Here is a 24,080-nt window from a genome sequence, read left to right on the forward strand (position 1 = left end):
CTACGCATTATCCCGGAACTGGCGTTTTTTCTCATATCCACGCGGCGTGATCATCAGATGGTTCCATGTCAGGGTTTTGGAGTTTCCTATGATTATCGTAGTCTGCATATCTATGTCATGCTCAAGCATATGCTCAAGATCAGTAACAACGACAGACTCATTCTCTCTCATCGCGGCCTTTACAATGCCGACCGGCGTATCAGGGCGCCGATGCTGCATAATGATCTGACGCGCCCTGCTGATATGCTCAGCCCGCCCCTTGCTCTTTGGGTTGTACAGTGCAATAACAAAATCTGCTGCTGCCGCAGCATCAAGCCTTTTTTCTATAGTTTCCCAGGGAGTCAGTCTGTCAGAGAGGCTGACAGAGGCAAAGTCATGCATCAGCGGAGCGCCCAGGCGTGATGCACAGGCATTAAGCGCGGATATACCGGGAATAACCTCAACTTCCAGCTTTTGAATTCCGGCTTCAGAATTTCGGTTCATCAGCAGTTCGAGCACAAGGCCGGCCATGGCATAAATTCCGGGATCACCCCCGCTGATAACGGCAACTGTTTTTCCTTCGGTGGCCAGATCTATGGCCTTTCTGCAGCGATCTATCTCCTGCGTCATGCCGGTAGAGACGATCTCTTTATCGGCTGTCAGGGCCTGAATGAGTTCGAGATACGTTCCGTATCCCACGATCGCATCAGAATCCATAATCGCCTTCTGCGCATAAGGAGTTATGTGATCTATTCTGCCGGGGCCTGTTCCAACAATAAATATTTTTCCGTATTCCATTTTCTGCCTTCCTTCTGATTTCCTGGCAACCGCTACGGTAACATTACCGATCTTCTGCTTAGGCACGAGCAGTTGTCCGCTTCCTGCTGCAAGGAGGGCCGAAGGCTCTGCAACAGCCTGTGCTCCTGTAGCCTTTCTTGCTGCATGCGATGGAGTAACACCTTTAACGGTATTCAGCTCGTCCGCACTGAAAGCATGAAGATCAAGCCCGCATTTCTCTGTAAATAAGACCAATCCGGGTTCCCTCATCTTAATATCTATCGTTGATATACAACGAACAGAAAGAAAGCTCAGGTTATGATCAGCAAGCGTCTTTTTGACGGCAGCGTCGATCTCCTGCGCTGAGGTGCCGCTGTTGCAGCCAATACCGAGCACCAGATTCCTGGGCCTCAGATACAAAGCCTGCTTTTTCCCGCCTGCTGTTATTGCTTTAGATGAAATTATCATGTCAGCAGTCCCTGCATCTTCCGTCCAGATAAATGCCTCCGGCAGCTCGACTTCCACCTCTGCAAGGACAGAGATACTTCCCCTGTTCAGCAGCCTTGTCCCGGTCTTTGAAAGCAGGTCCCAGTTTTCTATCACAAGACCGTTTGCCTTGGCCCAGAGATCGATTGAGGGAAGCTTATTCAGATCAGAGGCAGTCGTTATAACCGCCTTCCCTCCGAGATAACCGGCGATTTCTTCTGCCTTCTGATTCGCACCGCCAAGATGGCCGGACAACAGACTGATGACATACTGCCCCTTTTCATCCATAACAATGACAGCAGGGTCAGTCTTCTTATCCCTCATATAAGGCGCAATTGTCCTGATCACAATGCCTGATGCCATAATAAATATAAGGGTATTGTCCTTCTTCCACAGTTGAGATGAAAACGTAGAAGTATATTTTCTGATGTCTGCTCCCAAGTAATGACCGGCGAGTCTTTCTGCCAGCCCCCGGCCTCTGTTTGTTACATAAAATATCGCAACCTCACCTGTTTCAGTCTGGTTATTACTTCCTGAACTCATGCCTGAAATCCTTATGGTAGAGCTTCGACTCTTTTCCCATTGCCTGCTCAGAGGCCTTCAAAGATTTTCCGACGTATATCAGCGCCGTTTTTTTGATCTTTGCCTCTTCCACAAGATCTGCAATGTTCTTCAGAGTCCCCCTGACAATCTTCTGTTCCGGCCAGGAGGCCTTCTCAATAACCACAACAGGGGTATTTTTTTGGTACCCCTGCATTAATTCAGCAACAACATTTTTAATCATTCCTACGCTCAGGAAAATGACAAGGGTTGCCTGATGTTTCGCAAGTCCTGAAAGCCGCTCTTTTTTTGGCACAGGCGTCCTGCCCTCAAGTCTCGTAAATATAACGGTCTGGCTGATCTCAGGTATTGTGAGTTCCTGCCCCATGGCTGCTGCACCTGCCAGGGCAGATGATACTCCGGGCACCACTTCATAGCTGATGCCCAGTTCCTGCAGGCGCTCTATCTGCTCGGTTATGGCGCTATAAAAAGAGGTGTCGCCGGTATGCAGCCTCACAACACGTTTTCTTTGTTTAATCGCCCTTCTGATAACGCCGACTATTTCATCAAGATCCATCGACGCAGAATCAAAAACCTTCGCCTTCAAACCCTTCAAAAGAGCAGGATTTACCAGGCTTCCGGCATAGATCACCACATCTGCCTTCTTAAGGAGTTTCTGCCCCTTAACCGTAAGAAGCTCGGGATCGCCAGGACCTGCCCCGACAAAATAAACCTGTTGCTGTTTAAGAGATGGGGAGAGATTCTGTTTTCCATTATTGTTTTTCATTTCTTCACTATCACCATAGAAAAATAGTTGAGGTCATTATCTGTTACGTCTTTCAGGCTGCGGAATATCTTTTCGTCTTCCATTCCTGCCCGCACTATATAGACAGCCTTGTCTGTCAGCTGCATTTCACTGAGCTTCTGCCTGATCTGCTCGAAAACCTTATTCACCTTCATCAGCACAACCGTGTCAAACTTCTGAAGTGTGTCATTGAGGTTTGCTAAATAATTTGCGGGAAGCACCGCGATCCGTTCATCCGCAATCCCGAGATAGACACCAGCCCTGGCAGCAGATGCCATAATGGACGAGACACCGGGAATGATCTCTACGGTGATGTCAGGATTCAGCGCGAGCAGTCTTTCATGCAGATAGTAAAAAGTGCTGTAAACAGTAGGGTCCCCGATCGTGATAAAGACAACATCAATGCCGCTATCGAGCCTGACGAGAACATTCTCGACAGTTTTCTGCCACTGGGCATCAAGATCACCCTGTTCTGCAGAGCCTCTTGTTTTCCTCATCGGGAAGTAAGCTTCAATAACCTCCTTGCCGGAGAGGTCCAGCAGACTGCTGATTATTGACAATGCAAGGCTGCTTCCCTCCTCACGTCCCTTCGGCACAAAAATACAGGTTGCAGCCTTCAGTATCCTCAGCCCCTTTAAGGTCAGAAGTTCAGGATCTCCAGGGCCTACACCTATCACAGTCAGTTTTCCGGGCATTTACTTTTTTTCTCCTTTGATTATAAAGACAGGATTCAGCGCGCTCATATGCTGTTTGCTGCCGACTTTTTTAGACCGGGATACGGAGACCTCTGAAACTTCTGTTTCCAATCCATTATCTGCAAGGGCTTTCATCGCTTCGTTCAGAGTCTCAAGTGTCGCAGCATTGATCACGATTATACCTTTTGACATGGCGTTGTTTATCAGGCCCACGAGTTTGGCCATATGTCCGCTGCTGCCGCCGATAAAGACACTGTCAGGACTGGGCAGATCTTTTAAAGCATCAGGAGCTTCACCTGATATTATTCCGACATTGGATAATCCGAAGTGTGCAACATTCTCCCTGATATTTCCGATCTGCTCTTCATTCTTCTCTATTGAATAGACCTTTAATTCAGGATAGAGCCTGGCAATCTCGATCGAGACCGATCCCGATCCTGCCCCTATGTCCCAGAATACGCCTTTTTGCGGAAGCCTCAACTTGTGGATCGATACTGCCCTGACCTCATCTTTTGTTATAAGACCCCTTGAGTGGACAATATCACTCTCCCTCAGACCGAAGATCGGGTCGGATGTTTCCGTCTGCCCGCGATCTTTTCTGACTATCACAACATTTGGATCGCTGAAAGACATTTCTGCTATCTCTGCCGGTCTGCCGCTACGGACCTTTTCATCATCATATCCCAATCTTTCACAGACATACAGGGTAAGTTCCGGATCAGAATCAAGATACCGGGCAATCACTGACGGATTGTTTTCCCTGTCGGTAAGTATAGCGATCTTTTTATGCTTCTTAAGCAGCATCGGCAGGTCTTTCAGTTCGTAAGGCAGTCTTCTTCTTTTTTCAGGATCAGGGCCTCCGTGCAGGCTCATCAGAAACGCATCATCCCATGGCTCTCCGATCCCGGCAAAGGCAAGCTGAATGCTCGAAAGATCAGGGAGTATCTCAACATGGGCATGACCAAATTCCTCCAGCACCTTCCTTCCGATGCCGAAGAAGAGCGGATCGCCTGATGCGAGGAGGACGAGAGGCTGTGACGAGAGATGCGTGATGAGAGATGCGTGAAGAAATGAAATAGTTTCATCAACCTTATTGATCACCCTTATTTTGTCTTTGACCGCATCGAATTCCGCATATCTCTGAAAAACTTCATAGAGCCTTTTTGATGCAAGAATCACCTCTGAATTTAAAATCAGCTCCTTTGCTTTTGCATTCAGGGGCCGGTAACCCAAGCCGATGACATATACCTTATTCACTCTCTGCAATTATCTCCCCTTCGTATGATACAAGATATGCAACAACCGGGATGCCTGCGGCAATATCTTCGGCATATTCCTTTGCCTTAATGCATACCATTGATAAGAGTTCTGTGCTCCGCGTTCCCAGTTTTGAGCTGATTTCATCATACATCTGACGCGCGGTGTTGAAATCGCAGGTCGTATCCAAAAGTCCGGGGATCAAATTATTCAAAAAAAGAGCTGCCTGATGCAGGTCAATAGCACCATGCCTCACATGTGTATGCGGAATACGCATAGCGATCTTCAGCATCTTCGCCCAATGAGCGCTTAGATGGATCCCTTTAAAATCATGTTTTTTTGCGTCGTTGAGAGAGAACTCGACGTAATCTCCCATCATCACATAGGCCTCTACCGGCAGGTTGCAGCGTTTCATATGAGCCTTCTCGGATACTCTCCCGGTAGACAGAACTATCACCTTGCGCCCGGTTGCCCTTGCCACATCCATTGACGCAGTAATACTTGCTGTCCAGGCCTCTGCCGAAAGAGGTCTCACAATGCCTGAGGTGCCGAGGATCGATATGCCGCCGATAATGCCGAGCCTCGCATTGAGCGTCTTCGTTGCCAGATCCTCCCCATTTGGCACTGTAATCGTGATCTCGATGTTTCTGCTGTCCGGCACTTCGTATGCCTTGACAGCTTCTGCCACTGCCGCCCTGATCATCTTCCTCGGCACCGGATTAATGGCAGGTTCTCCGACAGGAACCGAAAGACCGGGTTTGGTGACTACGCCTACGCCATTGCCGCCTTTGATCACTACTCCGCCATTATCGTTTTCCATTACATCGACGGTCTTTGCATATGCAACAATTTCAGCATTGTTCGTCACGTCAGGATCGTCACCTGCATCCTTGATTACCGATGCTTCAGCAATCGTGTTCCCATCCTGAATTCTAAGCCCGGAATTCTGAATTTTGAACGCATGCCTGGTTCCATCAGGAAACGGGATTTCAACATCCGCAACCCCTGCCACCTGCCCCTGTAACAATATTGTCGCAGCCGCCTTTGCCGCAGCAGCAGCGCATGCACCGGTTGTGTATCCTGACCTCAAAGTACTATTTTTCGATTCCAATTCGTGCCTTTATGCCTTTCTTTGCATAGTGCTTCACATCCTTCATTTCGGTCACAAGGTCCGCCTTTTCAATAATCCTCTCGTCCGCATACCTTCCGGTTATAACCAGTTCGACAGTAGCAGGCTTCATCTCCATAACTTCTATAAGCTCCTCAGTGCTGATAAGGTCACGGTTGACCGCAACATTTGCTTCATCAAGGATGATCAGATCATAATCACACGACTGCATGATCATCTTCGCCTCCTCAAGCCCCAGCCTGGCTGCTTCCCTGTCAGATGCATTTGCCTTCTTTTTCAGGATAAAGCCTTTGCCTGACTGCTTAATGGTTATCAGGTCATCAAAACGCTCGAGCGCCTTATGTTCACTGCACCTGCGTTTTTTTATGAACTGCATGATATATACCCTCAGTCCTGCTCCGGCAGCCCTCAGAGCAAGACCCAATGCCGCAGTTGTCTTGCCTTTGCCGTTTCCTGTATATACCTGAACATACCCTTTACGCATAATTCAGTCTTCCTTTGTATCTTCCATTATTTTTAATATTTCTCTTCTCGCCTCGCCAACCGTAAGAGGCAGCTTTCCAAAGGCGATCTTGTCTTCATGCTTCAGCCTATAGATCATCTCAGCAATATGCGGCAGCCTCAGTTTCACATGCTCCATGTCGTGAGGCGCGGTAAAGACATCTTCAGGCGTTCCGCCCCTCATGATCCGGCCTTTGCTCAGGATATAAAGCCTGTCAAGAAACAGGGGGACAAGATCCACGCTATGCGTTGCCATCACAATGGTCACACCATTTTTCTGATTCAGACTCTTCAGCAGATTCATCATTTTATACTCACCCATAGGGTCAAGACCTGCAGTCGGTTCGTCAAGGAGGAGTATCTCATGTCCCATCGCAAGCAGTCCGGCAATGCATACTCTTTTTTTCTGTCCAAAGCTGAGGTTATGGATAGCCTTGTTGCCATACTCCTGCATTTCGACATCCCTCAGGGCCTTCTTGATCATCTCATGGGTTTCAAGCCGGCTGAACCCCATATTAAGCGGTCCGAAGGAAACATCTTCAGCCACGGTCGCTGCAAAAAGCTGCTCATCCGGGTTTTGAAAAACAAGACCCACCTTCCGGTAGATTTCCCTCGGCGCGAGTTTTCTTATGTCTATGCCATCGAGATGCACGCTGCCTGCAATATCCTGGATCAGTCCGTCCATGATCTTGAGGAGCGTGGTCTTGCCGGAACCATTCGACCCGAGGATACCTGCAAACTCACCCTTGCGGATATCAAGATCTACTGCCGACATCGCCTTTGTCCCGTCAGGATACTTAAATGCCTCTAAACGTACTGCCAGCCTGACTACATCTTCCATAGTAATCCCATCACAACCACGAGGGCAACCGATACGGCGATCTCCGAAGGCTTAAAGGGCTTATGCTGCAGCGAAGGCATGGTGCCGTCATATCCTCTCTGGACCATGGCGACTGTTGCCTTCTGGCTATGCTCAAAGGCCTTGAGTATCAGGGACCCGGCCAGCACACCGAAGGAGTTCATTCCGCGCCTGACACTCGAATATCCGAGCCTGTTCTTCTGGGCATTATAGATGACCAATGCGTCTTCGAGGAGCATAAAGATATATCGATAGGCAAACAGCAATATCTCGATCAGCGTTTTCGGAAATCTGAACCAGGCGAGGCCGGTTATCAGGTCTGTAAATGAGGTGGCAAAGCCGAGCACTGCAATAACCGAGACTGCTCCGACTATCCGTGCAGCAACCAGCAGTCCGGCTATCAGTCCGTCCCGATAACCTGTTATCTCAAGACCGAATACCGAAAACGTGAAAAAAACGTCCCTGCCGGAGAAGAAGAATTTTATCAGGACCAGCACACAGGCAATAAAGACAGGCTCCGAAAATCTCAGCATAAAGACCTTCAGGGATACCCTCATCATTATGCAGAGCAGCAGGCTCATGGCCAGGACAACAAGGGGAAATCCGAATCCCTTGTGGCTCAAAACGAGGAGAAGAAGAGCAACGGAAACAAGAAGCTTCAGCCTCGCATCGATCTCCGAAAAGATATGCCCTTGCCTCATATGTTCAGATAACAGATGCATGGTCATTCTCCGTCCCTGTTTTTCCTTTCTACCAGGACTCTCCAGTAATATCCTGCCATAAATCCGCCAATAGTTCCCGCAAGCAGAAATACAAAAAGCAGGAGATCGCCCTGATCTGTGTTGATAAGGGGTTCCCTGGCTTCCCTGCCGTGCTCTTTGGCAAATTTATTGACAACCGACTCATCAACCCCGGACCATTTCTCAGTGGCCGTAACAAGTGATGAGTAAAGAGTGACGAGCAGGAGAACTCCTATGAAGCATAGAACTTTGAACTTTGAACCTTGAACTCTCATCCTGTTACCTCTTCAGGCTTCAATACTCTCATTTTCACCAGCAGATCAGGCCTCTTCTTATAAAGCAGCATGACCATCCCTGCGGTCATCGCGCCTTCAAGAAGCCCAAGAGGAAGCTGTGTAGGGATAAAGGCGATAACTATCTTCCAGAATAGAGGGGCAAACGGCGAGTCTCCTTTGATCCCGGATGCAAGCTCGACAGCGGTCATGAAATAGGTTGCCCAATCGGCAATAAGGCCGGCCAGAAAGGCGGCGATTGCCATATTCACTTTTATCAGCCGGAAAGCCCTGAAGACAAGAAATCCGGCAACAGACCCCATCACACCCATTGAGACAATATCTGCGCCCCAGGTACTGAGTCCTCCGTGAGCAAGAAAAAGTGCCTGAATAAGGAGGGCGACAGTGGCTATGATAATGCTTATTGCCGGACCTAACAGAATCGCTGATATGCCGGTCCCGCACGGATGCGAGCACGTCCCTGCCGTGGGGACAGGGATAGGCATACAGGAGATGATAAAGACAACCGCTGCCATCAGTCCGACAAGGGGTTTAAATGACAGGTCAAGGACTGAGCGTTTCTTGAGCCGGTAGATGCCAAAGGCGACAAAAGGGGCTGCGACCAGATACCATAGCGCTGCCCAGTTGAATGGAAGAATCCCTTCTGAAATATGCATTGCGTACACATTGGGAGTAAAAAGCAGAGAGTAGAGAACAACGGATAACGCGATGAGCGTTTTATTGCACCTCTGACCCTTGACCCTTGACCCTTGACCCTTCATTTATCTTCCTCTGCTGCCATCTTCAAAATTGCATTAACAATAGCCACGGCCACCGGTGTGCCGCCTTTTCTGGCCAAGTTCGTTATGAACGGAAATGGCTGCGTGGCAAGAAGTGCCTTTGATTCAAGCGCCTTTACGAAGCCGACGGGGACTCCGACCACAAGGGGCAAGGAGCGCGGGGCAAGAGGTGAATTAAACAGCTCGATAATTTTCAATAACGCAGTCGGGGCATTTCCGATAGCGATAATGCCGATATTTTCATCAAGTCCCTTTTCCATCGCAATTTCCGAGCGGGTCCTTCCGGTCTCTTCAGATATTCTGACAACCTCGTCATCTGTAATATTGCAGATAACCCTCCCTCCCCACTTGCCCAGGAGCTTCTTGTTGATTCCGGCTCTCACCATCTCTATATCAGTCAGGATATTCCGGCCTGCCCTGATAGCATCCAGACCGGCCTTCACTGCGCCAGGATGAAAGACCAGGGTTTTTTTGAACTCAAAATCGGCGGTTGAATGTATTACCCTTTTTACGATCGGCACCTGTTCAGCGGGAAAATCGCTGAGGTCAGTCTCCTCAGATATTATCTCGAAACTCCTCTTCTCGATATCAAGAGGAACTGCAAATTTTACATTTTGTATGCGCTCTATCACGATTTCTACCAGCTTATCGTGAATGCCGAGCGGCTCTGTATAGACCAGTTCAACAGCAGGAAATCTCTCCCGAGCCCTGCTGATTATTTCAGGAATATCCTTTGTAACATGCATACCCGAGCTGAGAAAATAGGGATGGACAACAATCTTTGTTGCCCCGTCTTCAACGCTCTGCCTGATTGCAGTCATAATGTCTGGCTTACCGAATTCAAGGTAAGCCGATCTTACGCATGCAGATGAACAGTCCCGGTGAATGGCGTTATGCAGCAGCGTGCCGACAATATCAATATTGTTTGCCTCTTTTTTTGGGCTTCCGTGTCCGATGAGTATGATATGTTCCATCTTTTTTATTACCTTTTATCCTTGCAGGAATTGATAAACGCCTTTGGTATAGTCGGATTGCTTCCGAAGTGGAGATGAATATAACTGGCAAGGGTCTTTTTATAAGAATACCCTTCTGCCGGAAGTGTATCCCCCGAGCCGTTCTTCACGAAATAAGCCCGTGCCACACCCTGATCCTGACCTTCCATAATCTCAGAATAGTGGAATTCATGCCCCCTGGCAACAGTAGTGCTGCCCCCGAGGATGCATTCATTGATCAGGGCTGTCTCACGATATCCAAGACGCGACCTGCCTTTTTTCATTGCAGTCTCAAAGGGGAAAACTCCGGACATCTCATATCTGTCGGTTTCGGATTTCCAGATTCCTTTTGACAGATACATCAGTCCGCCGCATTCTGCATACATCGCGCCGTCTGATTCTGCAAAATCCCTGACTGACCCGAGCATGGATCTGTTTTGGGAAAGCTGCTCAGCATGGAGTTCAGGATACCCTCCGCCGATATAGATACCGCCAATATCAGCAGGCAACTGTGCGTCCTCCAGAGGGCTGAAAAAGATCAGCTCTGCACCCGCCTCTCTCAGAAGATCAAGATTGTCCTCGTAATAAAAGCAGAAGGCCCTGTCACGGGCAACTGCAATACGACACGTGGGGGGCACGTCGCATGGAGCAGAGAATTGATCCTTGCTATCCCTTATCCCTGATCCTTGATGCCTCATGCTCGATCCGCTCTTCATGATGCAATCGATATCAATGTGCTGAATAACCGTATCCGCAAGTCTTTCGAGATTTTCCCGAGCAATAGGTTCATCCTCCGCAGTTGTCAGCCCCAGATGCCTGTGCGGTATCTCAAAGTTCAGGTCTCTTGGCAGATAGCCCATCACCGGCATATCCGTAATACTTTCCTTAAGCCGCTTATAATGATTTTCCGATGCTACCCGGTTAAAGACGACACCGGCGAAATTAAGGGACAACTCCACCTTCCCCATCCCCTCTTTGCCAAGGAGGGGAGAGAGGGGAGGTCTAAAATCTCTTATACCTTTTACAATCGCTCCTGCAGTTTCTGCCATGCCATACGCATCAACAACGAGGACAACAGGAAGACCGAGGCAGCCGGCAAGCGCGGCAGTACTCAAGCTGCCGTCATACAGACCCATCACCCCTTCGACCACTGCAATATCTGAATCACGCAGATGTCTTCTGAAACAGTTCTGCACAAAGTCTTCTCCGCACATCCAGAGGTCGAGGTTTCTCGAACGCCTTCCGGTCACAAGCCCATGAAGACCGGTATCGATAAAGTCAGGCCCTGACTTGAACGGCTGGACGCGAAGTCCTTTCTTCCGAAACGCAGCCATAAGACCGAGCGTTATGGTTGTCTTGCCGCAACCGCTATGTGTACCTGCCACTACGATGCCTGACATAATTTTGACAACTCCTTCAGCAGGATTTTATTCTCTTTTCTTGAACGAACCGCAATTCTCATGTATGTTTCGGCGAGGCCATCGAAGTTGGAGCAGTCCCTCAAAAGAATACCTTTTTTTGAGAGATCACGAATAACCTTCTGCGCATATTTCATTTCGAGAAGATAATAGTTCGCAACCGAACGGATATGGTTAATGCCAAGTCTTTCGAGGCCCGCTTCGAGAAACTGTTTCTCACCATGCATCATTTCGAGCGATCTTGACCGATATCCGGTGTCATTGAGTACAGCCCTGCCGGCAGCATCAGCCAGACAATTTATTGTCCAGGGCTCTTTCTGTATTTTCATCCTCTGCGCAAAAGGCAGGGGAAAGACGCCAAATCCGATCCTGAGCCCGGCAAGCGCATAAAACTTGGTCAAGGACCTGAGCACAATAAGATACGGATTTCTGCTTACATACTTCATAACCGTCTCATCAGGACAGAAATCCATAAACGCCTCATCCACTGCAAGATAGCAGCCGAACTCTCTGGCCGCGTCTGCGATCTTTAGAACATCCTTTCTCTTTATAAGCCTGCCTGTTGGATTATTCGGATTGCAGAGAAATGCAAGATCGCAGCCATGCATCGATTTAATAAATGCTTCAGGGTTGATATCAAATCTGCTTTCGGGTCTCAGCTTCAGTTTTCTGACTTCCGACTTCTGAATGCTTTTGCATGCCCTTTCGTATTCAGAAAATGTAGGAGCAGCAACAAGTATCCTTTTTGGTTTCAGAACCCTCGGAATCAGATATATAAGTTCAGTACTGCCGTTGCCGCAGATCAGAGACTCGGGAGGAAGACTGTAGTGCAGCGCAATACGGGAGGCAAGCGAATCTGCAAAAGGCTCCGGATAGTGTGGCAGAAGACTTATAGCCTTTCTTATTGCAGCAATTGCAGTCTTCGGCAGCCCAAGAGGATTAATGGATGCACTGAAATCAAGAATCTGTTTCAGGGGCAGGCCTGATATCTGCGAAGCCTTATGGATGTTCCCGCCGTGTCCTGTCATAACATAGTCCTTAATCCGACAATAACCGCTGCGGCGGCAACAGACAGGACAGACGCCTGAAGGACAAGCAAAATGGCCTGACCGGATGCTGCACGGTAATCCCCGGCCACATCATCTCCGATATAGGGTTTATCTACAAGCAGACACCCATAGGTCGAAGGCCCTCCGAGCCTGACGCCAAGTGCCCCAGCCATGGCAGCTTCAGGAACTCCACTGTTCGGGCTTGTATGATTCCTGCCGTCCCGGAGCATGATATTCAATGATGCTCTGCTACAGGACAAAGAACAACCAAAGATAAGAGACGCGATGGCCATAAGCACACCAGTTATTCTTGCGGGAATATAATTTGCGACATCGTCGAGCCTTGCCGCAGCCCAGCCAAAACGGACATATCTTTCGTTCTTATAGCCGACCATGGAGTCTAATGTGTTGATCGCCTTGTATGCGATTGCAAGCGGCAGTCCGCCGATAGCGAGATAGAAAAGCGGTGCAATCACGCCGTCAGAGAGGTTTTCAGCAAGCGTCTCGATCGTTGCGCGCAGGATACCCTTTTCAGAAAGGTCTGCAGTATCCCGTCCGACGATCATGCTCAGATGCTGTCTGGCATCATCAAGCATGCCAGCCTTTACGGAGTCGATCACCTGTTTTGCTGAGGAGATAAGCTCCCGCAGGGCAATCGTCGTTCCGATAAGATATATCAGGAGCGCATTGCCGATGACAAAAAGCAATCCAGAGGCTGGCCGCCTCAGCAGCTCTGAAACAAAAAATGCGATCAGGGCCGACGGAACCACGATCAAAATCACAAGCATTATCCCCGCAGCCTTTTCCCCTCTTCCGTCAAATATAGCCCGCAATAACCTTTCCGTATGAGTTATTGCATTCCCGATCATCCTTACAGGATGGGGCAGCCATCGAGGGTCTCCTATCGCGAGGTCCAGAATAAATGCAAGAATAAGTTCAAGAGGTCCTATCACGGGTTCAGAACCCTCCTGACGAATTCCATGTCGATATTCTCTTTGACCATGGCGGCAAGGCTGTCAAGGGCCTTTTCCTTCATACCTGTATAGTCGACCGAAACCGGCAGGACAGGCAGGCCCTTCTTCTCCCTGATCCGGTTGATCAGATCACGCCTGAATTCATTGTTGTCGAAAATGCCGTGCAGATAGGTGCCCCAGCAGTTTTTATTGAGTGAGCCGTCAAAAAGAGGTGATGAGTTATGAGTGATGGGTGACGAGTCAGAGGACAATCTACTAATTCTGAACAGGCCGATATCGCCAGCACTCCTGCCCATATGTATTTCATAGCCTTTCAAAGGTTGATAGTTGATGGCTGATAGCTGATGGCTGGTATTTACCATCTGCATCTCTGCCTCCACCTGACAGGTGATCTTCTCTTTTTCAAAGACAGTTTCTATATTAAGGAGCCCGAGGCCTTCTACTTCTGCGTGTGTGCTTTCTGCGTGATATGGATCGAGGATCCTGTTGCCTAACATCTGATATCCTCCGCACATGCCCATAACATCAATACCCTTCGCAAATGCCCTGCTTATGCTCTGATCAAGGCCCTGGTTCCTCAGAAGCAGCAGATCCTTAACGGTATTTTTCGACCCGGGGACGATCACCATATCTGCGTTTTCGATCTCGACAGGATTAGTAGAGTATACGAGTTCCACATCCGGCTCCTGCGCAAGCGGATCAAAGTCTGTAAAGTTGGAGATATATTTCAGCCTGACTATGACTATTTTGATCTCCCTTGACCCCTGCCCCCTGACCCTTGGCCCTTGCGATAAAGCCATGCCGTCTTCTTCAGGCAGCCCCAGATCATGAACATAGGGAAGCACACCGATAACCGGTTTCCCTGTCCTGTCCTGAATCATCTGGAGTCCGGGTCGAAGAATCTCCATATCACCGCGGAACTTGTTGATAATAAATCCCTTGATATGCCTGCTGTCCCTGCCCAAAAGTTTAACGGTGCCATAAAGCGATGCAAATACACCGCCCTTATCGATATCGCCAACAAGAAACACATGCGCCTTTGCCATCTTTGCAGCAGACATGTTCACAATGTCCACATTCATAAGGTTTATCTCTGCAGGACTGCCGGCGCCTTCCATGATAATCAGGTCATAATCCCTTGCGAGTTTGTCATACGATGCGGTAACTGCCTTCCATGCCTCTTTTTTGAAGGTGTAGTATTCCTGTGCCTTCATATAGCGAAATGCCCTGCCATGGATGATCACCTGCGAGCCCATCTCTCCAGAGGCCTTCAGCAGTATAGGGTTCATATCAACGGTCGGCTCCACCCTTGATGCCTCAGCCTGCAGAGCCTGAGCCCTTCCGATCTCGCCGCCCTCCCGGGTAATAAATGAGTTCAACGCCATATTTTGGGCCTTGAATGGAGCGACTTTTATTCCTGCGTCAGAAAAGATCCTGCATAGCGCTGCTGCGATCAGGCTCTTGCCTGCGCCTGAACCCGTGCCCTGTATCATAAGAGCTTTAGCCATGGAGACAGCTATCAGTTATCAGTGAATAGTGATCAGAAAAGACAAACAGAGAAAAGTTCACCTAAACACGCCTCCATTCAGTAATTTAACAACAGGGTATTTATCCCAGAACTCGATAATATTCACAGCAGCATAATCCTGTTCTATTCTGAAGATGTTTTCGAAAGGTATACCAAGTATATGGCAGAGGATAATCCTGTTGACCCCGCCATGCGCAACAACAGCGATGCATCCTCCGGCATGGCCTGACAGTACGTTATTCAGAGCCTTTATCGTTCTTTCTTTCACCTCAAGTGTGCTCTCACCGTCTACCGGACTGTATTTCAGCGGGTTGCCAGCCCAGGCATTAAACTCCTCAGGATACTGCTCCCTGATCTCTGTAAAGCTCATGCCTTCCCAGATGCCGAAGTTCCGTTCCCTGAGTTCAGGGACCTCAATAGGAACAATGCCGTGAGGAGCAGCAACAATCTCTCCGCTTTTGACTGCCCTGCCCAGATCAGATGTATAGACAGCCTTCAGCCTGTCAGAAATCCCGGACAGGGTCGCCTGTGTGCCATGGATATCCTTGAGATAGCTCGCATGTTTTGAAGACGAGGCGCCTCTTACATGTGCGGCCACAAACGCAGCTGTCCTTTCTACCTGCCGTATGCCGTTTTCTGACAACGGCACATCCATGCTGCCCTTGTAGCGCTTTGTCTCGCTGCCTTCTGTTTCGCCGTGTCTTATGAGGTAGAGTGTCGTAACCATACGTATGTCACCATTAAAAAGATTATCTCTGAAGCCTCACTCAATGCGCCGAGCGTATCGCCGGTCATTCCGTTGAACCTCATTCTGAAGAACTGAATTGCTGAAAAAGAAAAAAGATATTGTGATACAGCGAGCAGAGCAAACAAAATCGCATAGTTTGCCTGGAATCTGCCCTGCAGAAGCGCAAAAAAAGAGACAGCAAAAAGCATGATCAGGACCAGCGTCGATCCCATCAGATGACCCGCCCTGACATTATCGATAAAGATCCTTCCGAGGCCGTCCTGTCGCGCAGAGTCCGCATGCAGCATTGCAGGGACTGTTACCCACTTGGAAAATACGGTCATCATAACTATGGCTGCAAGAAATACAGAAAAAGAAACCGCATGAAACAGACTGGTCAGAAGCAGAAATTTAAGCAGAAGCGACATCATGATTGCAGTGGCCCCTGAAGCGCCTATTGCGCTGTCTTTCATGACCAGCAGCCGTTTTTCGATATCTGCAGCAGCGTCACCCGAAGCTTTCACAAACAGGCCATCAGCCGTATCTGCGAGGCCGTCCAGGTCAAATCCTCCGTTGGACATGATATGCGCCAGAATAATAAAACCGCATACAACCTCTGCATCGAAAAGCCGAACCATTATTGCCGCTGTCAAGGCTATCATCAGCCCCTGACATGCTCCTGCTATCGGGAAAAAGACGGTCGAATCAACCATATCTTCTTCAGATACGCTGCCGTTCACCTTCACAGGAAAAACGGTCAGAAATTGTATTGCAAGCAGCACTTTTTTCATTAGTTGATTATCTCGTCCGACACGCCGGCTTCCTGAAAGGTAGCCATCTCTTTGTAGATCCTGAGACCCGCTTCCAGGAGGTACATGGCAAGTGCTGCACCAGTACCCTCTCCGAGCCGCATGTCCAGATCCAGAATCGGAGAGAGCCCCATGGCATCAAGCATCACGCGATGTCCTTTTTCAACAGAATTATGAGCAGCGAACATAAAGTCTCCGGATGACGGCTCAAGCGTATGCGCGATCAGCGCGCCTGCCGTGGATATAAAGCCGTCAATTACGACCGGTATCCTGTTTGAAGCAGCGCCGAGGATCAATCCGGCAATGCCCCCTATCTCAGCTCCGCCGACTTTCGCAAGTACGTCGATCGGGTCTTTGCCGTCCGGCGTGTTGAGCGTAAGGGCTTTTTCAATCACCGCTATTTTACGTATCAGTGCTTCGTCCGATATGCCGGTGCCTTTCCCCGTCACTTCTGAAACGGGTCTTCCGGTAAGTGCTGCGACAATTGCGCTTGAGGGAGTCGTATTGCCGATGCCCATGTCGCCGGTCCCGAACATGTTGTAGCCCTTCCCGGCATATTCGTTGGCAATTTCGATCCCGGTTTCAATGCAGGCTGTCGCTTCCTCTCTTGACATGGCAGGTCCTTTCGCAAAGTTCCTGGTGCCACTCAGCACTTTCCTGCTCATGAGCCCTTCTACTCCGCCAAAGTCATGATCGACACCGATATCTATCACGACCACCTCTGCCCCTGCATGTCTCGCCAGCACATTAATGCCGGCGCCACCCCTGAGGAAATTGAATACCATCTGGGTGGTGACTTCTTTGGGATATGCCGCAACACCCTCAGCAACTATACCGTGGTCTCCGGCAAAGGTGAACATCACCTTCCTGTCGATAACTGGATTATTATTCTCGGCGATTGCTACTATCCTCCGCGCAAATTCTTCAAGTCTTCCGAGGCTGCCAGGCGGCTTTGTAAGATTGTCGAGATGCTTCTGGGCAACAGCATACCACTTTTCATCAACCGGCCTGATAGACTTCAATGTGTCATGTAACAGATCCACGATTTCTCCTTTTGTTACGGCTTTATCCTAAACGGTATTCCTGCAGTCACGAGGTAGACCTCATCGGCAACAGCCGCCATCTTCTGGTTTAACTTTCCTGCCAGGTCCCTGAACCTCCGTGCAAGTTCGTTTTCCGGGACAATGCCCATGCCTACTTCGTTTGAGACAACAAAAATCCGTGATGCGTGATGAGTAATGAGTGATGCGATAAAAGACTGCATCTCTTTTTCCAGATCTTTATCAGCAAGCATGAGATTAGAAAGCCAGAGGGTGAGGCAGTCAACGAGAACAACATTATGGGCAGAGGAAGCAGTTCTTAATACCTCTGCCAAATTTACAGACTCTTCGATGGTATCCCAGTCGCTTCCGCGCTCCTCTTTGTGTTTCGCGATCCGCTCCTGCATCTCCGCATCAAATGCCTGGGCTGTGGCAATATATGCCTTTTGTCCTTCATATGCAGAAGCGCGGCTGAGCGCAAAGGAGCTTTTGCCGCTCCGCGCCCCGCCGAGCACAAAGATAATCCTGCCCTTACGTTCAGGCATTATTTTTTGTCCGAGCCTGCCATGTCAGCTTCGAACATGCCCCTGAGAATGTCATTAGCACAGAACTTTCCGCACATGGTGCAGGAATGCTCATCACCGTTGCCCCTCTTTGCCTTTATCTCGCGGGCCCGTTCGGGGTCTATCGCAAGGGAGAACTGCCTGTCCCACTGCATATTCCGCCTTGCCTTTGACATCTCTTTATCCTGATGCAGGTTCTTGTGCTTGATCATATCGCCGACATGGGCTGCAATCCTCGATGCAATAACGCCTTCCCTGACATCTTCAGGAAACGGCAGACCGAGGTGTTCAGACGGTGTTACATAACAGATGAAGTCAGCTCCGAACGAAGAAGAGAGCGCAGCGCCTATAGCGGCAGTGATATGATCATAGCCCGGCGCAATGTCGGTCGTGATCGGGCCTAACATATAAAATGGCGACTCGCCGCTCATCTTCTTTTCCATAATGATATTCGCTTCGATCTCGTTGATAGGAATATGCCCCGGACCCTCGACCATGGTCTGGCAGCCCTGCTCCCTGCCGAGTTCCGCAAGCTCGCAGTTGATAAGCATCTCCTGTATCTGAACACGGTCAGAGGCGTCATGGATAGCACCTGCTCGGAAGCCGTTTCCGAGGCTCAGTACTGCGTCATATTTCTTCATGATTGCTGCAACGCGGTCAAAGTGCTCGTACAGCGGATTTTCTTTGTTGTTGTGCTCCATCCAGGCAACCATGTATGAGCCGCCCTTTGAAACGAGCCCTCCATAGCGGTAATGCTGCTTCCTGAGCATTTCCACGGTCCTCTTGTTGATGCCGCAATGGATCGCCATGAACCCGACTCCTTCCTCGCACTGCTTTTCGATCATCTCAAAGAGCAGTTCTGCAGGCATATTTACGGCAGCGCCGTATTGTTCGATCGCAATGGCAAAGGCCTCGTACAGAGGGACGGTACCGACCGGAAGGCTGATCGCATCGAGGACCGATTTTCTGATCCTTTCAATGTCTCCCCCGACGCTCAGGTCCATCAGGGTATCGGCGCCATACTTTTCAGCGATCCTGGCCTTTTCGACCTCCATGGCAATGTCGGCGATCTCGGTGGACGAGCCGATCGAGGCATTCACCTTGGTGCGCAGTCCCTTGCCGATGCCAACGACCTTCTTTCTTCTGTTATTGTTTGATGGAATAACGATCTTTCCGCTGGCAACCCGCCTTCGAACAATTTCGATATCGAGTCCCTCACTTGCTGCAACTGTTTTGATCTCTTCCGTCACTTCACCCAGCGCTGCCCGTTCCAGTTGTGTCATCTTTCTTTCCTCCTTGTTGATTTCATTTCCATTGCCCGAGGAAAAAAAAATCCCCAAGGCATACCATCAGCCCTGAGGATTGCACCCTGTTTCACTTCATCCTCGCCTTCCATCCGCGGGAAGACTAAAAACAATCAGCGTCATAGATTTGTGCCAGCATTCCATCTGAACACGCCTCACTGATTACTGATACTGTCATGTCCAGGCAGGTCTTCTGACTTCCGGTTCATCCTACTTGCTGGCCTTCCCGGAGTTTCCTCCAGTGGCCCTATCAGCGTTCGTACCGGTTACAGCGGCGGGACCGTTCCCGAATTGAATCTCTTCTCACGGGATTCCCTATTATGCCTCGCGGCACCTGAATGACTATTCTTTTTTATACCGAATGCATACAAATATGCAAGCTCTATTTGTATTTATCAGTTTACATTGGAATTGGACATGCTTCTTTCTATCTCTGTATCAGCTTTCTGTACCTGACGTGCGATACGTTCCCTGCTGATCAATTCCCCTGCCTCAAGCGCAGACAGATTTTTCTCGAACAGGTCCACGAGGACCCGGTTAATTTCCGCATATCGTCTCTGCATGCCCGGCGGCTCGATAAGCGTACCGCTCCATATACCGTCCATGCGGCTGAAGAGGATATTGGTAACCTGCCGCATGAAATCTGCAAGTATGGCAGCCCCGGGATTTTTCAGTTGTGCACTGCCCTCATACGATGAACCTGCGGATTCAAGACGACCTTCCTGCTTCAATGCATGGAAGGCCTGCGTCCCTTCAAGAACAATCTGGTGGTGATACAGCACATTTGCCGTTACAGAAAGATTTTTCAGCAGGTCGTTCCTCTTCAGAAATTCAAAATTAGTGCGGATGTCCTCCAGAGACGAGTCAGGCTCGAACATGATGAAACCGACATTCGGTTCTATCCCGTGTTTTCTGAGGATGCGAAGGGCCTGTTCATTCTGGGCAACGGTCGTCATCTTGTTCATTCTCCTGAGCGACTCATCCCGTCCGCTCTCCAACCCGATCAGGATATGGCGAAGACCTGCGTCAACAAGGGCGGCTATTGTCTTATCGTGAATGTCATTGACCCTGCCTTCGATGCCAAAGGCAATATTCATGGGTTTCAGAAGCGCAGCGATCCGGAGGGCTCTTTCCTGCCCTGTCTGCCCCGGTCCGAAGAAGTTCGGATCAGTAAAATAGAACTCCTTCTTCCCCCGTTCTTGCATGATGACCGAAATCTCTGCTGCGATATTTTCCGGGCTGCGTCCGCGCCAGGGAACCCCCTGACCGTAATAGCCGTTGATATAGCAAAATGTACATCTGCCGTAACAACCGCGGCTGCCGAGGATATTTACCTCGGAAAGGCGATACAGGGCCTCTGTACGCATCGGAAAAGGAATGGAGTCAAGGTCAGTGATCGGTTGTTGTTTTCTGCTGCTGCTCTTGCATAAACCAGGTCTATCCACTATCCCGGGCAGTTCATAAACAGATCGACCTGCGGATACTGCTCCGGCAAGCGACACAAACGGCGCCTCAGCCTCTCCGATGATGACTGCGTCAACAGCCGCGCAATGTTTCATAATGTCGGCAGCAGATATGGTTGCATAAAAACCATATGCGGTAATTGTTAACGCAGGCATCTTCTGTTTGACACGGGCAAGAAAAGCGAACAGGGCGAGGTCCTGTTTCCAGTGGTAGACCATATGCACACCGAGGATATCCGGGGCAAACGAGGTGATCCTGGCTTCAATCTCCTCATACCCGAGTTTGTCCAGATACCCTTCGATTATCCTGACATCGTGGCCGCACTGTTCCAACATACCCGCAGCATAGCCGCTGATGAGACAGGATGAGAGAGGCGTATTGGCAATATCATTGCAGCGGTCCGGCGTGATGCTCCGGGGATGCTCCAGCAGGAGTACTTTCATCTATTTTCCCCCATGCCACATAAGGATGTTTCTGCGAAGATGCAGGGCCTCAAGACGGTATCTGAAAGAGTCGAACGGTTTGGGATTATGATAGGTCGGATAGAGGAGATCTGTCTCGGGCCCTATTACTCCGGTTTCCCGTGCCAGCCTCTCGATCGGCGTTCCCGGAAGAATGCGTATGTTATTAAGCACAATAGTACCGAGATTTCTTTTCCTGCCATGGATATCATAAAGCTTCTCGATTGTGTGCAGTCCTTTGTCGCAGGTTTTTTCTGTCTCTCCCGGCACATTGACCATAAAATGATATACGCTGATTATATCCGTCTCTGACGCTATTGCTGCGGCCTTCAGAATGTCCTGCTCGCTGAGCCTCTTGTCCAGAAGGTCAAGGGACTCCTGACAGAGGCCGTCAGGGGAGAAGGAAAAACACTCGCATCCGGCTCTTTCATAGAGGATCGCATTTTCGTGACTGAAATGATCCTCTCTCATGAATCCGTCCCACTTGATTCTGAGATGCCTTTTCAGGATCTCGTCGCAGATATCGTTAAGATGATTTTCAGGAAAGTTCACGATCGGATCGGTAAAATGGAATCGTTCTATCCCGTATTCCTTATGCAACTGCTCTATTTCGTCCACGACCGCACGGGGCGAGCGGCAGCGGATGTGGCTTCCCTGGAGCTTTGGATAGACGCAGTACGCACAGTGAAAGGGACATCCGCGCTTTGTCTCAATGCCGATGGCAGGCACATAGCTGTTTATCTCCGCATAGAGAGACGGATCGAGCAGCGCCCGGTCCGGCGGCAGATAACAGGCCATATCGAGTTTCTGCAACGGCGGCGTGAGCTGAATCCGGCCATTACTCCTGAGACAGAGACCCGGCAGAGAACGAGGTCTGTCCAGGGAGGAGATCAGAAGGGGTAATGTGTCCTCAGCCTCTCCCACGATACCATAATGAATTTCCGGTACCTCAGCCATAAGCCGTTCCGGGAAAAGCGAAAATCCCGTGCCGCCTGCAATGATCCTCGCCTCAGGCAAAAGAGAAGCGACCATCTTTGCCGTAACGAGAAAAGGAGGTATAAGGGAACTTGTTTTATTGCCGAGCGGATCAATGTTTCTCAATGACAGCCCTACGATGTCGGGTCTGAAATCCGTTAGCCTGGCCCTGACTGCGCCATAAGGGTCTGCCTCCATATTCATATCAAAGATGCTCACTTCATAGCCTGCCCGCTTAAGTCCTCCGGCAAGAGTCACGATGCCGATGGGATAAACTCTTTCCTGTGTTATCCCCTCGACAGAGAGCGTCTGAATTAAAAGTACGCGCATGATCATCAGTCCAGAAGAATGAGGCCAAAGTATTTTATGTAATCAGTCCTGCTCGTCAGCGTCCTCACCTTTGCCCCTGCACGCCTTGCGGTTTCAAATACATCTATCCCGGCCCCCTCCATTGATGGTCTTGCATGGTCAGTTTTCCTGCAGTTGCCGTCAGACGCGCATATAGCACAGAGGGAGCAGGGGCCGGCCCAAAAAGAGAATGCCTTGTGATATCCGCCTAAAAAAGCCTCGCGCTCAGCTTCCAGAACCCTCTTCTGGAAATCTCTTGCAGGCGGTTCACCTTCTACAAGGACTGCCGTGTGATAGCTCGTTATCATTGCGCCGGTCTTTTCAGGGGAGAGGCTGTTTGGCGGGCAGTTCGGACTGCCATAGCGCTTGCATCCGAATCTGCACTTTATGTCAGTCCAGTTGGTCATGCAGATGTCTTTTGCATTTATTCGGTACGCCTTTCTGAATCCAAGGGTCTGCATCTTTGCCATGAAGCGATCTATAGGGTCAATCTGCAATAGTCCAAGAGTTGTTTCGTTCCTCGATGCAATGATAAGGGCGGTATCAGTCTCCAACGGCAGAAGGGCTGTCTGCGCAAAACCGAGTCGCTGCAGTTCATCCTGAATCAGGCTGGAGGAAAAGACTCTGCCGTTAAAAGTATTGATCAGCATGTTCAGATCGGTAAGCGCTGCCTTCTCCGGATAATGCTCGGGGAAAAAATCATGGATCAGCAGGATGCCGTTTTTTTTGAGGGCATCCGCAGCTGTCGACAGAATATGCGGCAGTTCTTTTTCCGAATAGGCATGAAGGATATTCGACAGCACCACGAAATCGAACCCCTTTTTTCTTACCGGCCATATCTCCAGTATGTTCCCTGCGAGGTATCGGATCCTGCCGCCGTATTCTTTATCCTGTAATAGTTTCCTGGTATGGTTCAGAATCTCAGGCAGGTCAAGGAGCGTTGCCTTCAGTTCCGGATTCTGCCTGAGAAACGCTGCAGCAATTGCGCCTGAGCCTGCACCTACATCCAGGAGATTACCGGTCAGCGGCATGCCGCTGAAAAATCCGATGATCTGATGCGCCTTTGTCCTGGCAATGCAGTCCATGGCACGGACGTAGTTTTTTATGCGGTCAGACAGTTCAGACGAGTCATTCTGGTAATTGACCCTTCCGCCTGTTTTCAGACAGTCTCCCAGCCCCTTCCAGTATGTCTGGAGATATTTCCTCCAGAGGATTGAGTCGCCCTGATAATCCCTTACGCCACGCACCAGATAGTGCTGCGCAAGGCTGGTGTTGTAATAACGTCCCTTGTGGCTCGTGATCAGTTTCATGGCCAGGAGGGCATCGAGGAAGCGGCTTAGTGCAGCGGGAGAAGCACGCATCTCCTTTGCCAGATTCTTAAGTGTAGAGCCCTGCGGTTCGAGAAGCGAAAATATATCCATCTCGACTGCGGTGAACAAGATCTCCGAAAACCAGTACCCGGTGGCGAGATCTTCAAGATACTGTGAGCTTGAACTCTGGGCGTCGTGTTCAAGGTACGGCAGCGTCTTGACCTTGCCATTACCGATATATCCAGGACGAAATCCCGTGCGCATAACTCAGTCTCCTT

General features: G+C 49.7%; 21 protein-coding genes, 1 pseudogene and 1 riboswitch. All 22 genes and pseudogenes read right to left on the reverse strand.

The window, feature by feature from the left end; genetic code table 11:
* Complete coding sequence (gene cobJ / locus HZB62_08520) at window positions 1–1,785, reverse strand: precorrin-3B C(17)-methyltransferase (protein ID MBI5075189.1); 1,785 nt, start codon at window positions 1,783–1,785, stop codon at window positions 1–3.
* Window positions 1,769–2,569 (reverse strand): precorrin-4 C(11)-methyltransferase, encoded by an 801-nt coding sequence (gene cobM, locus HZB62_08525; GenBank protein MBI5075190.1) that lies wholly within the window; start codon window positions 2,567–2,569, stop codon window positions 1,769–1,771. The genes cobJ and cobM overlap by 17 nt, the downstream gene beginning before the upstream one ends.
* A complete protein-coding gene (gene cobI, locus HZB62_08530; protein MBI5075191.1) occupies window positions 2,566–3,282 on the reverse strand; it encodes a precorrin-2 C(20)-methyltransferase in 717 nt (238 codons plus the stop codon). The genes cobM and cobI overlap by 4 nt, the downstream gene beginning before the upstream one ends.
* Window positions 3,283–4,539, reverse strand: a complete 1,257-nt coding sequence (gene cbiE, locus HZB62_08535; GenBank protein MBI5075192.1) for a precorrin-6y C5,15-methyltransferase (decarboxylating) subunit CbiE — start codon at window positions 4,537–4,539, stop codon at window positions 3,283–3,285.
* The gene (locus HZB62_08540) at window positions 4,532–5,650 is read right to left on the reverse strand and encodes a cobalt-precorrin-5B (C(1))-methyltransferase (GenBank protein MBI5075193.1); all 1,119 of its coding nucleotides are present in this window, start codon (window positions 5,648–5,650) and stop codon (window positions 4,532–4,534) included. Before HZB62_08540 ends, cbiE begins: the two co-directional genes overlap by 8 nt.
* Window positions 5,634–6,152, reverse strand: a complete 519-nt coding sequence (gene cobO, locus HZB62_08545; protein ID MBI5075194.1) for a cob(I)yrinic acid a,c-diamide adenosyltransferase — start codon at window positions 6,150–6,152, stop codon at window positions 5,634–5,636. The genes HZB62_08540 and cobO overlap by 17 nt, the downstream gene beginning before the upstream one ends.
* A gap of 3 nt (window positions 6,153–6,155) precedes the next feature.
* A complete protein-coding gene (locus HZB62_08550; protein MBI5075195.1) occupies window positions 6,156–7,010 on the reverse strand; it encodes an ATP-binding cassette domain-containing protein in 855 nt (284 codons plus the stop codon).
* Complete coding sequence (gene cbiQ, locus HZB62_08555; GenBank protein MBI5075196.1) at window positions 6,998–7,750, reverse strand: cobalt ECF transporter T component CbiQ; 753 nt, start codon at window positions 7,748–7,750, stop codon at window positions 6,998–7,000. Before cbiQ ends, HZB62_08550 begins: the two co-directional genes overlap by 13 nt.
* A gap of 2 nt (window positions 7,751–7,752) precedes the next feature.
* Window positions 7,753–8,822 (reverse strand): annotated as a pseudogene (locus tag HZB62_08560) (energy-coupling factor ABC transporter permease).
* Window positions 8,819–9,586: a precorrin-8X methylmutase gene (locus HZB62_08565; protein ID MBI5075197.1), complete on the reverse strand. Its 768-nt coding sequence runs from the start codon at window positions 9,584–9,586 to the stop codon at window positions 8,819–8,821. The pseudogene HZB62_08560 and the gene HZB62_08565 overlap by 4 nt, the downstream one beginning before the upstream one ends.
* 236 nt (window positions 9,587–9,822) lie before the next feature.
* Window positions 9,823–11,232 (reverse strand): cobyrinate a,c-diamide synthase, encoded by a 1,410-nt coding sequence (locus tag HZB62_08570; GenBank protein ID MBI5075198.1) that lies wholly within the window; start codon window positions 11,230–11,232, stop codon window positions 9,823–9,825.
* A complete protein-coding gene (locus tag HZB62_08575; GenBank protein ID MBI5075199.1) occupies window positions 11,217–12,278 on the reverse strand; it encodes a threonine-phosphate decarboxylase in 1,062 nt (353 codons plus the stop codon). The genes HZB62_08570 and HZB62_08575 overlap by 16 nt, the downstream gene beginning before the upstream one ends.
* Window positions 12,275–13,276, reverse strand: a complete 1,002-nt coding sequence (gene cobD, locus HZB62_08580; protein MBI5075200.1) for a cobalamin biosynthesis protein CobD — start codon at window positions 13,274–13,276, stop codon at window positions 12,275–12,277. Before cobD ends, HZB62_08575 begins: the two co-directional genes overlap by 4 nt.
* A complete protein-coding gene (locus HZB62_08585) occupies window positions 13,249–14,781 on the reverse strand; it encodes a cobyric acid synthase (GenBank protein ID MBI5075201.1) in 1,533 nt (510 codons plus the stop codon). Before HZB62_08585 ends, cobD begins: the two co-directional genes overlap by 28 nt.
* Window positions 14,782–14,838: 57 nt before the next feature.
* A complete protein-coding gene (locus HZB62_08590; GenBank protein MBI5075202.1) occupies window positions 14,839–15,528 on the reverse strand; it encodes a histidine phosphatase family protein in 690 nt (229 codons plus the stop codon).
* Window positions 15,504–16,319 carry an adenosylcobinamide-GDP ribazoletransferase gene (gene cobS, locus HZB62_08595; GenBank protein ID MBI5075203.1) on the reverse strand — a complete coding sequence of 272 codons (816 nt, stop codon included), beginning with the start codon at window positions 16,317–16,319 and terminating at the stop codon, window positions 15,504–15,506. The genes HZB62_08590 and cobS overlap by 25 nt, the downstream gene beginning before the upstream one ends.
* The gene (gene cobT, locus HZB62_08600) at window positions 16,319–17,380 is read right to left on the reverse strand and encodes a nicotinate-nucleotide--dimethylbenzimidazole phosphoribosyltransferase (GenBank protein ID MBI5075204.1); all 1,062 of its coding nucleotides are present in this window, start codon (window positions 17,378–17,380) and stop codon (window positions 16,319–16,321) included. The genes cobS and cobT overlap by 1 nt, the downstream gene beginning before the upstream one ends.
* Window positions 17,381–17,394: 14 nt before the next feature.
* Window positions 17,395–17,922: a bifunctional adenosylcobinamide kinase/adenosylcobinamide-phosphate guanylyltransferase gene (gene cobU / locus HZB62_08605; protein ID MBI5075205.1), complete on the reverse strand. Its 528-nt coding sequence runs from the start codon at window positions 17,920–17,922 to the stop codon at window positions 17,395–17,397.
* Entirely contained in the window at window positions 17,922–19,223 is a 1,302-nt protein-coding gene (gene thiC / locus HZB62_08610; GenBank protein ID MBI5075206.1) for a phosphomethylpyrimidine synthase ThiC, read from the reverse strand. Before thiC ends, cobU begins: the two co-directional genes overlap by 1 nt.
* A gap of 186 nt (window positions 19,224–19,409) precedes the next feature.
* Window positions 19,410–19,597: riboswitch (cobalamin riboswitch) on the reverse strand.
* Between the two features lie 42 nt (window positions 19,598–19,639).
* Window positions 19,640–21,151 carry a B12-binding domain-containing radical SAM protein gene (locus tag HZB62_08615; protein MBI5075207.1) on the reverse strand — a complete coding sequence of 504 codons (1,512 nt, stop codon included), beginning with the start codon at window positions 21,149–21,151 and terminating at the stop codon, window positions 19,640–19,642.
* Window positions 21,152–22,474 (reverse strand): B12 lower ligand biosynthesis radical SAM protein BzaD, encoded by a 1,323-nt coding sequence (gene bzaD / locus HZB62_08620; GenBank protein MBI5075208.1) that lies wholly within the window; start codon window positions 22,472–22,474, stop codon window positions 21,152–21,154.
* Window positions 22,475–22,479: 5 nt separating this feature from the next.
* Entirely contained in the window at window positions 22,480–24,066 is a 1,587-nt protein-coding gene (locus tag HZB62_08625; protein ID MBI5075209.1) for a methyltransferase domain-containing protein, read from the reverse strand.
* Between the last annotated feature and the right edge of the window lie 14 nt (window positions 24,067–24,080).

The sequence above is a fragment of the Nitrospirota bacterium genome (genome assembly GCA_016214855.1).
In the GTDB taxonomy this organism is placed as follows: domain Bacteria; phylum Nitrospirota; class Thermodesulfovibrionia; order Thermodesulfovibrionales; family UBA6898; genus UBA6898.